General features: G+C 72.7%; 14 protein-coding genes. 11 read left to right on the forward strand and 3 right to left on the reverse strand.

The window, feature by feature from the left end:
• Positions 1–73: 73 nt before the first annotated feature.
• The 4 genes from ISP_RS38405 (at position 74) to ISP_RS38420 (ending at position 5479) form a co-directional block, all read left to right on the forward strand.
• Positions 74–2800, forward strand: coding sequence for an exo-rhamnogalacturonan lyase family protein (locus tag ISP_RS38405; protein WP_013229177.1), 2727 nt, complete (start codon positions 74–76; stop codon positions 2798–2800).
• Positions 2797–3819: a GDSL-type esterase/lipase family protein gene (locus tag ISP_RS38410; protein WP_013229178.1), complete on the forward strand. Its 1023-nt coding sequence runs from the start codon at positions 2797–2799 to the stop codon at positions 3817–3819. The genes ISP_RS38405 and ISP_RS38410 overlap by 4 nt, the downstream gene beginning before the upstream one ends.
• Positions 3820–3919: 100 nt before the next feature.
• The gene (locus ISP_RS38415; RefSeq protein WP_013229179.1) at positions 3920–4888 is read left to right on the forward strand and encodes a hypothetical protein; all 969 of its coding nucleotides are present in this window, start codon (positions 3920–3922) and stop codon (positions 4886–4888) included.
• Between the two features lie 219 nt (positions 4889–5107).
• Complete coding sequence (locus tag ISP_RS38420) at positions 5108–5479, forward strand: STAS domain-containing protein (protein WP_013229180.1); 372 nt, start codon at positions 5108–5110, stop codon at positions 5477–5479.
• Here ISP_RS38420 and ISP_RS38425 read toward each other — a convergent pair whose 3' ends face one another.
• Entirely contained in the window at positions 5480–6487 is a 1008-nt protein-coding gene (locus ISP_RS38425) for a hypothetical protein (RefSeq protein ID WP_013229181.1), read from the reverse strand.
• A 53-nt stretch (positions 6488–6540) separates the two neighbouring features.
• On the opposite strand from ISP_RS38425, the gene ISP_RS38430 reads away from it, so the two are divergent.
• Genes ISP_RS38430 through ISP_RS38445 form a run of 4 tightly spaced genes read left to right on the forward strand, consistent with a single transcriptional unit; the run spans position 6541 to position 9630 of the window.
• On the forward strand, positions 6541–7209 hold the full coding sequence (locus ISP_RS38430) for a TetR/AcrR family transcriptional regulator (RefSeq protein ID WP_013229182.1): 669 nt from the start codon (positions 6541–6543) through the stop codon (positions 7207–7209).
• A 50-nt stretch (positions 7210–7259) separates the two neighbouring features.
• Positions 7260–8060, forward strand: a complete 801-nt coding sequence (locus tag ISP_RS38435) for an alpha/beta fold hydrolase (RefSeq protein WP_013229183.1) — start codon at positions 7260–7262, stop codon at positions 8058–8060.
• Between the two features lie 59 nt (positions 8061–8119).
• A complete protein-coding gene (locus ISP_RS38440; protein WP_013229184.1) occupies positions 8120–9289 on the forward strand; it encodes a SpoIIE family protein phosphatase in 1170 nt (389 codons plus the stop codon).
• Positions 9286–9630 (forward strand): STAS domain-containing protein, encoded by a 345-nt coding sequence (locus ISP_RS38445; RefSeq protein WP_013229185.1) that lies wholly within the window; start codon positions 9286–9288, stop codon positions 9628–9630. The genes ISP_RS38440 and ISP_RS38445 overlap by 4 nt, the downstream gene beginning before the upstream one ends.
• Positions 9631–9981: 351 nt before the next feature.
• Here the strand turns inward: ISP_RS38445 and dapA are convergent, their stop codons facing one another.
• Positions 9982–10818, reverse strand: a complete 837-nt coding sequence (dapA, locus tag ISP_RS38450; RefSeq protein ID WP_013229186.1) for a 4-hydroxy-tetrahydrodipicolinate synthase — start codon at positions 10816–10818, stop codon at positions 9982–9984.
• Between the two features lie 72 nt (positions 10819–10890).
• Here dapA and ISP_RS38455 point away from each other — a divergent pair, with 72 nt between their 5' ends.
• Positions 10891–11850 carry a LysR family transcriptional regulator gene (locus ISP_RS38455; RefSeq protein WP_013229187.1) on the forward strand — a complete coding sequence of 320 codons (960 nt, stop codon included), beginning with the start codon at positions 10891–10893 and terminating at the stop codon, positions 11848–11850.
• Here ISP_RS38455 and ISP_RS38460 read toward each other — a convergent pair.
• Complete coding sequence (locus ISP_RS38460) at positions 11804–12526, reverse strand: class I SAM-dependent DNA methyltransferase (RefSeq protein ID WP_013229188.1); 723 nt, start codon at positions 12524–12526, stop codon at positions 11804–11806. The genes ISP_RS38455 and ISP_RS38460 overlap by 47 nt on opposite strands.
• Before the next feature lie 94 nt (positions 12527–12620).
• On the opposite strand from ISP_RS38460, the gene ISP_RS38465 reads away from it, so the two are divergent.
• Positions 12621–12893 (forward strand): hypothetical protein, encoded by a 273-nt coding sequence (locus tag ISP_RS38465; protein ID WP_013229189.1) that lies wholly within the window; start codon positions 12621–12623, stop codon positions 12891–12893.
• An 11-nt stretch (positions 12894–12904) separates the two neighbouring features.
• Positions 12905–14728, forward strand: a complete 1824-nt coding sequence (gene glmS, locus ISP_RS38470; protein ID WP_013229190.1) for a glutamine--fructose-6-phosphate transaminase (isomerizing) — start codon at positions 12905–12907, stop codon at positions 14726–14728.
• The last annotated feature ends 3 nt before the right edge of the window (positions 14729–14731 follow it).

Genomic DNA, 14731 nt, shown 5'->3' on the forward strand with positions numbered 1-14731 from the left:
GGTTGACAGACCCGGAACCGGCTGGTTTGAATCGGTTCATCGCGGCAGCGACGAGCTGATCCGGAGGCCGACGATGTCCCCGCAGTTCCCCCTTTCCCGCAGAGTCTTCCTCGGCGGCGTGTCGGCACTGGCCGCCACCGCCGTCACTCCCCCGATGGCCGCGGCCGCCTCCCCGGCGTCCGGCGGCGGCGAAGTGCGCCTGCACTGGCTCGACGGCAGGCCCGCCGCCCCGGTGGGCTGCGCCTTCGGCGTCCCCTGGCCACGGGGAACGCTGTCCAGGAACGTCCCGCTGGCCCTGCACACCGGGGACGGCGGTGAAGTCCCACTGCAGTCGTGGCCGCTGGCGTACTGGCCGGACGGCTCGGTCAAGTGGACCGGGCACGCCGTGACGTCGGCCGCCACCGCGGACACGTTCGCGCTGGCACCCGGGACACCCGCGCCGCCACCGGTTCCGGTCACCGTGCGCCGGTCGCCGCGCGAAATCGTGGTGGCCAACGGAACGATCGAGCTGAGGCTGGCCACGACCGGCGCCGTCGCGCTGCCGTCGCTCTCCCGGGCCGGGCGGGTCGTCGCCCGCGACGGCGAGCTCGTGCTGCGGCTGCAGGACCAGCCGGACGACGCCGACGACACCCGGGCGCCCCGCCGCGAGGACTGGACGGGCATCGTCGAACGCGCCGAGGTCGAGCAGGCGGGCCCGGTGCGCGCGGTGGTCAAGCTGACCGGCCGGTACCGGCGCGACCGCGGCCGCGGCACCCGCGCGATCCTGCCCTGGACGCTGCGGGTCTACCTCGGTGCGGGCGACGAGTCCCTGCGCGTGGTGCACAGTTTCCGCTGGGACGCCGACGAAAACCACGACTTCGTCCGCGGGCTCGGCCTGCGGTTCGCCGTTCCGCTGACCGACGAGCCGCACAACCGGCACGTCCGCTTCGGCACGGCCGCGGGCGGTGTCTGGGGCGAGCCCGTCCGGGTGCTCACCGGCCTGCGCCGCGACCCCGGCGCGGCGGTCCGGAAGGCCCAGACCGACGGCACCGCCACCCCGCCGGTCGCCCAGTGGGGTCAGCAGGTGCGTGACGGCTACCAGAACTTGGCGCTGTGGAACGACTTCACGCTGTTCCAGGAGTCCGCCCGCCACTTCGCCGTGTGGAAACGCACGAGCGCCGCGGGCAGCTGGCTCAAGCACGCCGGCCACGGCGACCGCGCGTCCGGCTTCGGTTACGTCGGCGGGCCAGCCGGCGGCCTGGGCTTCGGGTTGCGTGACTTCTGGCAGCGCGCCCCGCGCTCCCTGGACGTCCGCGGCGCGGCGACGGACACGGCGTCGGTGACGCTCTGGTCGTACTCCCCGCTGGCCCCGGCGATGGACCTGCGCACCTACGACACCGTCGCCCACGGGCTCGACCTGTCCTACGAAGACGTCCAAGAAGGCTTCGCGACACCGCAGGGCATGGTGCGCTCGACCGAGCTGCGGCTGTGGGCCTTGGCGGCCACCCCGCCCCGGGACACGATCGCCGCGCTGTCGGCCACCCTGACCGCGCCGCCGCAGCTCGTCGCGGACCCGGGCACCTACCACGCGGCCGGGGTGTTCGGCCGCTGGAGCCTGCCCGACCGCAGCACGCCCGCCCGCGCGGCCCTCGAAGACGGGATCGCGCGGGAAATCGGCTTCTACGCCGAGCAGGTCGACGAGCGCGAGTGGTACGGGTTCTGGCACTACGGCGACGTCATGCACACCTACGACGCGGACCGCCACGAATGGCGCTACGACGTCGGCGGGTACGCATGGGACAACGCCGAGCTCGGCACGGACGCCCTGCTCTGGTACGCCTTCCTGCGCTCGGGCGATCCCCGGACGTTCCGGCTGGCGCACGCCATGACCCAGCACGTGTCCGAAGTGGACACCCACCACAGCGGCCGGTTCGCCGGGCTCGGGTCGCGCCACGCCGTCGTGCACTGGGGCGACGGCGCCAAGGAGGCACGGGTCGGCGAGTCGTTCACGAAGCGGTTCTCCTACTACCTCACCGCCGACGAGCTGCTGGGCGAGCTGATCCGGTCGTCGATGCAGGTCGATGAGACACTGCGGACGGTCGATCCGCTGCGCGAAGTCCTGCCGCCGCAGACGAAGGCGCCGGCTCGCGTCCGGATCGGACCCGACTGGTACGCGCTGGTCAGCAACTGGCTGACGGAGTGGGAACGCACCGGCGACGCCCGCTGGCGCGACCGGATCGTCACCGGCATGCGGGACATCGCCACGTTCCCCGCCGGGCTGTTCACCGGCGAGGCGGGCGGCGCGGTCGGCTTCGACCCGGCGACCGGCCACCTGGTGAACCTGGAAAAGGGCGACTTCGACGGCGGCTACAACCTCTCGATGGCCTTCCTCGGCGAGCAGATCCTCTGGGAAGCCCTCGACCTGGTCGACGTCCCCGAGTTCCGCCGGACCTATCTGGACTTCGCCCGGTACGCGCAGGCGCCGTCGGCCGAAAAGATCGCCCGGTACGGCCGCGACTTCAACCCCGGGCTGTTCAAGACGATCTACTCCCGCGTCACGGCCTGGGCGGGTGAGCAGCTCGGCGACGCGAGCCTGCGCAAGCGCGGCTGGGACCAGTTCACGAGCGACCCGGCGGGCAAGCCGTGGCCACCCGCGGAACGCGTCACCGGTTCCGCCGTCGCCGGTCCGGTGACCGAGATTCCCACCCGGACCACGACGAACCCCGCGGGCGACTTCGCCACCTTCGCCACCAACGACTTCGCCCAGCGGAACCTGGCCACCATCGCCCTGCTCGCCATCGCCCCGGAGGAAGCGCCGTGAAGATCCTCGCCGTGGTTGCCGCCCTCGCGCTCAGCGCCCTCCCGGCCGCCGCGGACGCGGGTCCACGGTGGAGCGTGTGCGCCGGCTCGTGCTCGTTCGACGTCCCCGCGGGCGACTACCGGATCGATGTGGTGCTGGGCGGCCGGGACGCCGGGGCGACCGGGCTGGACGTCGAAGCCCGGCGGATCGCGCTCGCCCCGGTGGCCACCCGGGCGGGCCAGTACGTCGAGCGTTCGGTGACGGTCGAGGTGCGCACGCCCGAAGGCATGCCGAGCGGCGAGGACGGCCCCGGTACGCCCGGTCTGCAGGTGCGGCTCACCGGTCCGGCGCCGCAGCCGGTCCGGATCGCCGTGACGCCGGAACCGAAGGCGCCGCGGGTCTTCGTCATCAGCGACTCCACCGCCGCCGACTGGACGAATCTGCCGAAGAACGGCTGGGCCCAGGCGCTGCCGGAGTTCTTCCGCGCCGGGCCGAGCGTGCGGAACTACGCCCAATCCGGCGCGAGCACGGTCAGCTACCTCGACGACCCCCGCTACTTCGCTCGCGTGCGGCCGATGATCCGGCGCGGGGACACGGTTTTGATCCAGCTGGCGCACAACGACAAGCAGACGACCGAAGAGGTCTACCGCGCCAACCTCGCCACGCTGATCGCCGGAGTCCGCGACCAGGGCGGGATGCCGGTCATCGTCACCCCGCCGGTGCGGCACCGGTTCGGCGCGGACGGCAAGCTCACCCCGCTCGGCCTCGTCGTCAACAACCTCGGTGTCGACTTGCCCGCCGTGCTGCGGGATGTCGCCCGGCAGCAGAAGATCCCGCTGCTCGACCTGACCGCGCGCAGCCGGATCCTGCTGGAAAGCCTGGGCGAGGCCGAGTCCTGGCCGCTGTACCTGACCCTCGCGCACGACGGTGTCGACGACGCGACCCACCTCAGCCGGTACGGCGCCGAGCAGTTCGCCACGCTCGTCACGCGGGCGATGATCGAGGCCCGGCTGCCGCTCGCGCGGTTCCTACGTCCGTGACGTCCTCCGACGGGTGACGGCCGTTTCCGCTCGGCCCTGCCTGGGTATTCCTCCTGCGCCGGCAACCGACCATGCATGCGCCCCTGCCCGAGGTGAGGTCATGGTGACGACGACAGGTGATGGCTTTCCGCTTCCCATCAGCATCGAAAACACCGACGTCGCCCAGCTGGAAGCGGCCGTCGGCGTCCTGCGGGCCCTGGATTACCGGCAGGGCGGCGGCTTCTGCCGGGACGCCGTCCAGGTGGTGAAGACGGCGAGCCTGCTGCTGCACTGGGGCACGGTCCCGGATCCGTTGCGGGCCAGGCTGTCCACAGTGCTGGCCGACGTGCACAACCTGCTGGGCTGGACGGAATTCGACATCGGACACGGCGAACCGGCGCGGCGCCGCTTCGGGCGCGCGCTGGAAATCGCGGCCGAGGCGGGCAACGACAGCCTGGTGGCGAACATCCGCTACCGGCTCGGCCGCGTGCACCTGCACCGCCACGACGTCGCCGGCGCACTGGCCGAGTTCGCCCGGGGCCGGACGGCCGCGCGGCGCTCCGATTCCGGCCGGGCCCTGGCGATTCTCGCGGCCAACGAGGCGTGGGCGTTCGCGATGGGCGGCGACGAGCACGCGGCCCTGACCCGGCTGGCGGAGGCCGAGGCGGCGTTCGCGGAGGCGGGTTCGTGGGCGGAGCCGAAGCCGTGGGAGGCGTTCTTCCGCGAAGCGGACATGGCGGCGATGCGCGGCACGGTGCTGACGGAGCTGGCCACCGCGGTGGCGGCCCGCCACAGCGGCGAAGCGATCACCCAGCTGACCGGAGCCGCGGACCGCTACGGCGCGGACATGGCCCGGAGCCGGTCGTTGACGTTGGTCATGCTGGCCCAGAACCACGCGCTCAGCGGCGATTTCGCCGAGGCCACCCGGATCGGCGAGGAGGCGGTCGCCCTGGCCGGCCAGGTGGGCTCGGTCCGGCCGAAGGACCGGCTGGCGCCCTTGGAGCGCCTGCTGCGCGCCCACCGCGGCGACGCGGAGGTGCGCGCCCTGGCGGATCGGATCGGCCGGTACCGAGCGGAGCCGCTGAGCTGACTTCTGGGCTCGGCCTGCACCGTGATGCCCCGCCAATCACGCGAGATGCCTCTCCAATCACGCGAGATGCCCCGCTGATCACGCGAGATGCGCCCTGCCGCTCTCCGGTGACTCCGTTCGGGTCGTTGCCCGATGTTTCGTCATTGCGATCCCGGGGTACCACCGACCCGGAGCGGACCGGCCGCTCGGCGAGCGAAGGGATCCACATGCAGACCAGGGGTGATCGTGACCGCTGACGGCAACCGGGTCCGGCCCCAGGACCTCCTGCGCGTGACGGCCCAGCACTCCGGCGGCACGGTCGTGCTGGCGGTGGCGGGCGAAATCGACCTGCTGAGCGCCCCCGTGCTCGGCGACGGCGTCACCACCGCCCTCGCCGAAGCGCCGGACCTGCTGGTCATCGACCTCTCCGAGGTGTCCTTCCTCGCGTCCATCGGCATCACGGTCCTGCTCGAGGCCCGGCGCGAGGCCGGCGCCGGCACCCGGGTCCGGGTCGTCGCCCCCGAAGGCGGCGTCGTCAACCGCACCCTGCAGCTCACCGGCCTGCACGAGGCGCTGGCCGTCGCCACCAGCAGGGACGACGCGCTCGGGTGATCAAGGCCGGGCGAACCGGGCCGCAACGGCGTGGAAGACCTCCTTCGGCTCCCACGTCAGGCCGGGGTACGCCGTGCCGCTTCGGCCGTCGAGGACTCTGACGACGCCGTAGCTCGCCAGGTCGAGGTCGCGCCGCGGCTCCGGAGCGGACCGATACTCGTAGCCGGCGAAGGTGAACCAGAACGCGCCGTGCACGCCCTCGGCCTCGAAGACGTCCATCAGCTCGGTGAAGTACGCCGCCTGACCGGCCTCGTCGCGGACGTAGTCGCCGTTCAAGGCGCGCGGGTCGGCCTCGAAGTCGACGATCGTCCACCCCAGCCCGCCCGCGTCGGCCGCGCCCCGGTGGGTGCAGCAGCCGAATTCCGTGATGACCAACGGCTTTCCGTGGCTGCCGTGGGTCCGCACGTGCCGGGCGAAGTCCTCGGCGCTGGCGGCCGAGCGGTACAGGTCGACGGCGGCGAAATCGAAGTCCGCCCAGTCGATCTCCTCCCAGTCCCCGGCCGCGTAGGTGAGGCGGCCGCCGAAGTGCTGCCGCGCGGTCCCGGCGAGGTCCCGGAGCACCGTGGCGAAGTTCCACTCGTGGGAGAACCCGGCCCAGGCGGCGGGATCCGTCATGTTCCGCAGGCGTTCCACTAGGAAGGCGCCGGGCATGAACCCGGTGCAGAACAGCGACATTTCGCAGCCGAGCACGAGCACGGTTTCCGGGTCCCGCGCCCGGATCTCCTCGGCCCGCCGGGCACACTCGGCGAAGTAGGACGTCAGCTGCGGCGGCGTGCGGTCCATCGGGAACGGCGAAAACCACACGCGCAGCCCGGCGTCGATCGCGGCGTGCGCGGCGACGGTGAGCCGGTCCGGGTCGTCACCGCTGATCCGGACCGCGTTGCAGTGCAGGTCCGCCGCGATGATTTCGAGTTCCCGCCGCACGGTCGCGGGCTCGAACTCCCGGCGCGACCTGTCCCCGACCGCGCCGCCGAAGCCGGTGTCGTAGTTGATCCCCCGTAGCTGCATCCGCCCTCCCGAATGTACGTCGTACACTTGAATGTACGCTGTACACTCCGCGTATGTCACGCCTGATCTGGCACCACCCCGAGCCCCCGGGCCGGAAGAACGCGCTGACCCGCGCGTCGGTCGTGCGAGCGGCCATCGACATCGCCGACACCGGCGGGGTCGCCGCGCTGACCATGCGGGCGGTGGCCGATGCGCTCGGCGTGTCGACGCCGATGTCGCTGTACCGGTACGTCCTGAACAAGGACGGCCTGGTCGACCTGATGCTCGACGAGGTGTCGGCCGAGGTCGAGGTGCCCGCGGCCCCGAGCGGCGACTGGCGCGGCGACCTGCGTGGGCTCGCCACTGGCCTGTGGGCGATGATCGGCCGGCACCGCTGGTACGCCGAACTCGTGGACGGCCGGCCGCCCTTCGGCCCCCGCACCCTGCGGCGCGCCGCCTTCCTGCTGACGGTGCTCGACGGCGCGGGCCTCGCGCCGGCCGTCGCCTACGCCTCGCTGCTGGACAACTACGTCACCGGGACGGCGATGAGCGTCAGCCGCGAGCTGGCGATGCTCGCGCGGTTCGGCATCGGCTCGGCCGAGGACCTGCCGTCCTACGTGAGCGAAATGGCCGACGGCTCGCTCGCCGCCTGGCTCCCGGACCTGCCGGACCTGACGGCGGACGCGCGGTTCGAGCTCGGCCTGGACTGCCTGCTCGACGGCTTCGCCCGGCGGCGGCGGTGAGATCGCCGCTCAGCGCACATGGCCACCGGGTCGGTGGCAGGATGTGCGCGGTGTGCATGCGCGCCAGGAACAACGTGACCGTCACCGGCCGGGAAGACGGCCCCACCGTCCTGCTCGCCCACGGTTTCGGCTGCGACCAGAACCTCTGGCGCCTCGTCGTCCCCGAACTCGCGCGGCGGTACCGGGTCGTGCTGTTCGACCACACCGGCGCCGGGCGCTCGGACCTGGCCGCCTGGACGCCCGAGCGCTACGGCAGCCTCGACGGCTACGCCGACGACGTCCTGGCCATCTGCCACGAGCTGGACCTGCGGGACGTCGTGCTGGTGGGCCACTCGGTCAGCGCGATGATCGCGGTGCTGGCCGCCAACCGGGAACCGGACCGGTTCGCGAAGCTGGTGCTGCTCACGCCGTCCCCCTGCTACCTCGACGACGACGGCTACCGCGGCGGGTTCAGCCGCGAAGACATCGACGAGCTGCTCGCCTCGCTCGAGTCGAACTACCTGGGCTGGTCGGCGACGATGGCGCCGGTGATCATGGGCAACCCGGACCGGCCGGAGCTGGGCGAGGAGCTGACGAACAGCTTCTGCCGCACCGATCCCGCGATCGCGCGCGTCTTCGCCCGCGTGACGTTCCTCTCCGACAACCGGGCCGATCTGGCGAAGGTCGCCGTGCCGACGCTCGTGCTCGAATGCTCGAACGACGCCATCGCGCCGCCCGAGGTGGGGCGGTTCACCCACGAGCAGATCAGCGGCAGCACCCTGGTGACGCTGGCCGCGACCGGGCACTGCCCCCAGCTCAGCGCGCCGGAGGCGACGGCCGCCGCGATCACGGCGTTCGTGAGCGGGCCATGATGTGCGAAGACCGCCCGGGCCCGGGCGGTCGGGAAAGCGCCGCACCGGAATTCTCGGCTTTGCTGGAGGACAGCACGGAAGACCTCTACGAGCACGCCCCCTGCGGGTACCTCTCGACGCTGCTCGACGGCACGATCGCGAAGATCAACGCGACGCTGCTCGGCTGGCTCGGCTACGAGCGTGACGACGTCGTCGGCCGGCGGCGGTTCGCCGATCTGCTCACCGTCGGCGGCCGGATCTACCACGAGACGCACTTCGCGCCGCTCCTGCGCATGCAGGGCGAGCTCGGCGGCGTCGCCTTCGAGCTGAAAGCCGCGGACGGGAGCCGGCTGCCGGTGCTGATCACCTCGACGGTCAAGACCGGCTCCGACGGACAGGCACAGCTGATCCGCACCACGATCTTCGACGCACGCGACCGGCGGGCCTACGAGCAGGAACTGCTGCGGGCGCGCGAAGAGGCCGAGCGCGAACGCGACCGGGTGCAGCGGCTCGCGCGGACGCTGCAGCAGACCCTGCTGCCGCCCGCCCTGGCCGAGGTGCCCGGTGTGCAGGTCGCGGCCTACTACCACCCGGCGTCGGCCGACGAGGTCGGCGGCGACTTCTACGACCTGTTTCCGCTGACCGGCGACACGTGGGGGTTCTTCCTCGGCGACGTGTCCGGGAAGGGCGCCGCCGCGGCCGTGGTGACGTCGCTGGCGCGCTACACGCTGCGCGCCGCCGCGGTGCACGACCCGGACCCGGCCACCGTGCTGGATCACCTCAACACGGTGCTGCACCGTGAGTACCGCGGCCCGGATCCGCGCTACTGCACCGTCATCCAGGGCCACCTCCGGCCCGGCGGCGACGGCGCGGCGGTCACCCTGGCCACCGGCGGCCACCCGCCGGCGCTGCTGATCCGCGCCGACGGCACGTCCGCGTTCCTGCCCGTCCCGGGCGGCCAGCTGGTGGGCGCGCTGCCCCGCGCGCGTTTCGCCGCCGTGGACGTCCGCCTGACCCCCGGCGACACGCTGCTGCTGTACACCGACGGGCTGACCGAAGCCCGCACGCAGGGCCGCGTCCGCTACAGCGAAGAGCAGCTGCAGGAGCACCTGACCGGATTGGCGCCGACGACGGCACCCGCGGTGATCACGGCGGTCACCGGCCTGCTCGCCGGCTTCGGCGACGGCGTCGAGGACGACACGGCCCTGCTGGCGCTGAGCATCCCGCTTCCCGGAGGCGATCGACCGTGACCGGCACCCCGTTCTCCGTCACGACGCGCACCGCCGGGGGCGGCGCGGTGGTGACCGTCGAGGGAGAGCTCGACCTGGCCACCGCACCACGTCTGCGCGCCGGCGTGGCCGCGCTCGTCCTGAAGCCCGGTCAGGTACTGGTGGTGGACCTGGCCGGGGTGACGTTCTGCGACTCCAGCGGGATCTCCGCGCTCATCGCGGCCCGCAACGTCGCCGAGGCGGCCGGAGCGGCCGTCGGGCTGGCCGCCGTGCCCGCCCGGCTGAGCCGGACGTTCGGGCTGATCGGCCTCGCGGACTTCTTCCCCACCTACCCGAGCGCCGAAGACGCCTTCGGAGACTGACCATCGACGAAGGCGAGCGGGCGGCCACCTCGAGCACATCGAGTCCGGCCCAGCCGATGTGCGCCCGGTCGCGCGGCCCGGTTTCGCCGGCCGGCACCCGATCCGAGCGGTTCGTCAGTGCCGGGCGGACGGCCGCCACCCGGACGAGCAGCACGAGGACCGCGGCGGCGCCGAGGACCACCGCGCTCGTGGTCCGCGATCCGGCCATGGGACAAGCGGCGAGGGCCGGCGCGACCGGGCCTCGACCCGGTCGAGCGCGGCGAACACGACCCGGCCGATGCCCCAGCCCGAGCGGCGGCGTGACGCCGGGGGCGCGCAGGCGGCGCCTTGCCGACCGCGACCGCGGGTTGATCAGGCGGTCTTTGCCTCGACCAGCGGGAGCCGCACGCTCGGGTGCGGGATGATCCCCAGGTCCGCCAGGGCGGCTTTGGTGTTGGCCGCAGCCGTGCCGGAGCGCAGCAGGCGTTCGGTCACCGGGATCAGCTCCTCGTGGATCGTCCGCGCCCGCTCGAGGTCGCCGGCGCGAACGGTGCGGATGAGGTCGGCGGTGCGGTCGGCGGCCACGTTGGCCACGACGCTGACCAGGCCCGCGGCGCCGCACGCGAGGTAGGGCAGGTTGAGCTCGTCGATGCCGCAGTAGTACGCCAGCGACGTCCGGGCCATGACCGTCATCGCTTCGGCCAGGTCGCCCTTGGCGTCCTTGACCGCCCGGATCCGCGGGTGGCCGGCCAGCTCGATCAAGGTCTCCGGCGTCATCGCGAGGCCGGTGCGCGCGGGGACGTCGTAGAGCATCACCGGCAGCTCGGTGGCGTCCGCCACGGCCCGGCAGTGGGCGAGCACGCCGGCCTGCGTCGGCCGGGAGTAGTAGGGGCAGACGAGCAGCAGCGCGTCGGCACCGGCCGCCTCGGCTTCGCGGGCGCGGCGGACGCTCGTCGCCGTGTCGTGGGTGCCGACGCCGGCGATCACCCGTGCCCGGCTGCCCACCTGTGCCGCCACCGCACGGATCAGGTCCGCGGATTCGGCGCCGGACAGCGTCGGGGACTCCCCGGTGGTCCCGCCGACGACGAGGCCGTCGCACCCGGTGGCCAGCAGGTGGTCGACGAGCCGGACGAGGCCGGGCTCGCAGAGCGCGCCGCCGGGCTGCATGGGAGTCACCATCGCGACGAGATTCGCGCCGAATTCGGTCATGTGCTGACCCTGCCCGGCGCAATTGCCGCGGTCCAGCGATGCTTTTTTGCCGATATTGCGTAGCCTGGCTTCATGATCGAGGTGGGCGCGCTGCGGGCGTTGCGCGCGGTGGCGGCACTCGGGACGCTGGCCCGGGCGGCCGAGGAGCTCGGGTTCACCGCGTCGGCGGTGTCGCAGCAGATCAAGCGGCTGGAACGGCAGGTCGGGGTCCCGGTGCTGGCGCCGGCGGGCCGCGGGGTGGTGCTGACCCCGGCCGGGCAGGCGATCGCCGGCTCGGCGCCGGAGGTGTTCCAGGCGCTGGAACGCTGCGCCGAAGCGGCCCGGTCGGTGTCGGCGGGCGCCCCGCGCGGCACGCTGCGGGTGGTGGCGTTTTCGACGGCCATCCGCGGCCTGCTCGCGCCGGTCGTGCCCCGGCTGGCGTCGCGGTGCCCGCAGCTGCGCGTGGAGCTCACGGAGCAGGACCCGGACGAGGCGTTGCACAGCGTCGGCGCGGGGACGGCGGACCTGGCGCTCGTCCACGACGCCGACGGGTTGCTGCCGGCGCCGCTGCCGCCGTCGCTCGTGCGGCGCCGGGTGCACACCGACGTCGGTGACGTGGTGATGAGCCGCGCGCACCCGCTCGCCCGGCTCGACGCGCCGCTCGACGAGGCCGCGCTGGCCGGGCACGCGTGGGTGACCAGCCCGCCGGGAACCGTGTGCCACCAATGGTTCCGGCGGCTGTTCGCGCAGGCACGGGCCGAGCCGGACGTGCGTCACCTCGTGGACGACTTTGCGACGCAGCTGTCGTTGGTGGTGGCGGGACAGGTGGTGGCGTTGATCCCGCGGCTGGCGCGGCCGCCGTTGGGCGAGGACTTGATCGCGCGGCCGTTGCGGCGGCCGCCGAAGCGGGAGGTGCACGCGGTGTGGCGGCGGAGTGCGGAGGCGAGCCCGGCGATCCGGGCGGTGCTGGCCGAGCTGGGCCTCGCTGCTTCCCCGGGCGAAGCGATCAGCCCAGCCGATAGACCGAAACGTGCGATTCCGACGCCGTCGTGAACTCCGCGCCGGTCCAGTCCGCGTGCCGTGACTCGAGCTCGAACCCGGCCAGGCGGCCCATCAGGTCCAGTTCGGCGGGCCAGATGTAGCGGTGCGACGAGCGGCCCACCCGCGCCTGCCGGCCGTCGCCGAACGTGAAGTGGTGCGACACCAGGTGCTGGCGCACGGTGTCGTAGGTGTCGACACCGACGTACCCGTTGTCGGCGCGGAACACCACGGCGTCCTGCCCCGGCGGCAGCCGCCGCAGCTCGGGGACGCCCAGCTCGATCACGAACCGGCCGCCCGGGTCCAGGTGCCGGGCGGCGTTGCGGAAGCACGCCACCTGTTCGTCTTGGGTGAGCAGGTTCGAGATCGTGTTGTACACGAGGTAGACCAGCGAAAACCGGCCCTCGGCCCGCGCCGTCGCCATGTCACCGACGACGACCGGGATCGCCGCCTTCGGCCGCAGCCGGTCGAGCATCGGCTCGGAGAGCTCGATGCCGGTCACGGGCACCCCGCGCTCGGCGAGCGGGACGGCGATGCGCCCGGTGCCGATGGCGAACTCCAGCGCCCGCCCGCCGCCGGCCAGCGCGGCCAAGCGCGCCACCGCGGGCCCGACGACCTCGGGGGCGAACATGCCGGTGCCGGGGGTGTCGTACCGCTCGGCCGTCTCGGCGTCCCAAATGTCCTGTCGCACCCCGCCACCCTCGTCCGGGGTGGGTGAAACTGTCCAACGAATTAGAATTTGCCCGATTTCGGGCAGGAATTTGGGGTTCGCTGTGCGAAGAGGCATGATGGCCCGCGTGGAGGACACCGACATCGTCGAGCGCGTGGCCGCGTCCACCGGGCTGCCGCCCCGGGTCGCCGCCCGGGTCGTCGACGACGTGCTGGCCTTCTACCGGACGCCCACCGAGGACTACGTGCGCCGCCGGCACGCCGAGCTGCAGGCCCAGGGCCGGAAGAACCCCGAGATCTTCCCGCTGATCGCCGCCGAGCTCCGTGGCCGGCTGGTGGCCGCGCCGGTCCTCTCCGAGCGGCAGCTGCGCCGCATCGTCTACGGCTAGAAAGGTTCGCCATGTGCGGAATCGTGGGCTACATCGGCGGCCAGAACGCCGCCCCCATCCTGCTCGAAGGCCTGACGCGGCTGGAGTACCGCGGCTACGACTCGGCCGGCATCGCCGTCCTCGGCGCCAAGGGCGGCGCCCAGGTCCACCGCGTCGTCGGCCGGGTGCGGAACCTCACCGCCGCGCTGCCCAAGCGGCTCACCGGGAAGGTCGGCATCGGGCACACGCGCTGGGCCACGCACGGGCCCGCGTCGGAGGCCAACGCCCACCCGCACACGTCCGAAGACGGCCGGATCAGCGTCGTCCACAACGGCATCATCGACAACGCCGACACCCTACGCACCCAGCTCGCCGACGCCGGCGTCACCCTGGCTTCCGAGACCGACACCGAGGTCCTCGCCCACCTGATCGCGCGCTCGGCCGCCGAAACCCTCGAGGACGCCGTCGTCGAGGCGGTCTCACGGATCACCGGCACCTACGCGATCGCCGTCGCCGACAGCGCGCACCCCGACCGCCTGGTCATCGCGCGCAACGGCTCGCCGCTGATCATCGGCGTCGGCGAGCGGGAGATGTTCGTCGCCAGCGACCTCGCCGCGCTCGTCCGGCACACCTCGCAGGTCGCGCACCTCGACGACGGCGAGTTCGCGACCGTCTTCGCCACCGGCTACCGCACCTTCACCGTCGACGAGAGCGACACGACCAAGCCCGCCACCGAGATCGACATCGACGCCGAGGACCTCGACCTGGGCGGCTACCCCCACTACATGGCCAAGGAGATCCAGGAACAGCCCGAATCCGTCGAGCGGATCATCCGCGGCCGGCTCGACGACCGGTTCGGCGTCGCCCGCCTGGACGGGCTGAACCTGACGCCGCGGGAGCTGCGCGGTTTCGCCCGCGTGAAGATCCTCGGCTGCGGCTCCGCCTACTACGTCGGCCAGATCGGCGCGACGATGATCGAGGAGCTGGCGAGGATCCCGGCCGACGCCGAAGCCGCGTCGGAGTTCCGCTACCGCAACCCGATCATCGAAGCCGACACGCTCTACATCGCGGTCAGCCAGTCCGGCGAGACGATCGACACCGCCTTCGCCGTCGAGGAGATCAAGCGCAAGGGCGGCCGGGTCGTCGGCCTGGTCAACGTCGTCGGCTCGACGATCGCCCGCGCCTGCGAAGGCGGCGTCTACCTGCACGCCGGCCCGGAGATCGCGGTCGCCTCGACCAAGGCGCTGACCAACATGGCCGTCGGGTTCGCGCTGATCGCACTGGCCCTCGGCCGGGTGCGCGATCTGTCCAATGCGGACGGTCAGCGGATCATCGACGCGATCCGCGCGCTGCCCGGCCAGATCAAGTCCATCCTGGACTTCGAGCCGGAGATTGCCGAACACGCGAAGACCGTCGCCGCCGCGAAGAGCCTCTTCTTCGTCGGCCGGGTCCGCGGCTACCCGGTGGCCCGGGAGGGCGCGCAGAAGTTCAAGGAGATCTCCTACCGCCACGCCGAGGCGTACCAGACCTCCGAGCTCAAGCACGGCCCGCTCGCCCTGATCGACGAAGCGCTCCCGACGGTCGCCATCGTGCCGTCGGACGAGCTGACCGGCCGCAACCTGGCCGCGGTCCAGCAGATCAAGGCCCGCGGCGGGGCGGTCCTGGCGGTGACCCACGCGGACGTCGACTTCGGCGAACTGGACGTCCCGCGGATCGTGGTGCCCAAGACCGAGCCGGAGCTCGACCCGATCCTGCTGACCATCCCGCTGCAGCTGCTCGCCTACCACGCCGCGCTGACCCTGGGCTACGACATCGACAAGCCGCGCAACCTAGCGAAATCTGTCACAGTCGAGTAGCAC

It is taken from the genome of Amycolatopsis mediterranei (assembly GCF_026017845.1).
GTDB lineage: Bacteria > Actinomycetota > Actinomycetes > Mycobacteriales > Pseudonocardiaceae > Amycolatopsis > Amycolatopsis mediterranei.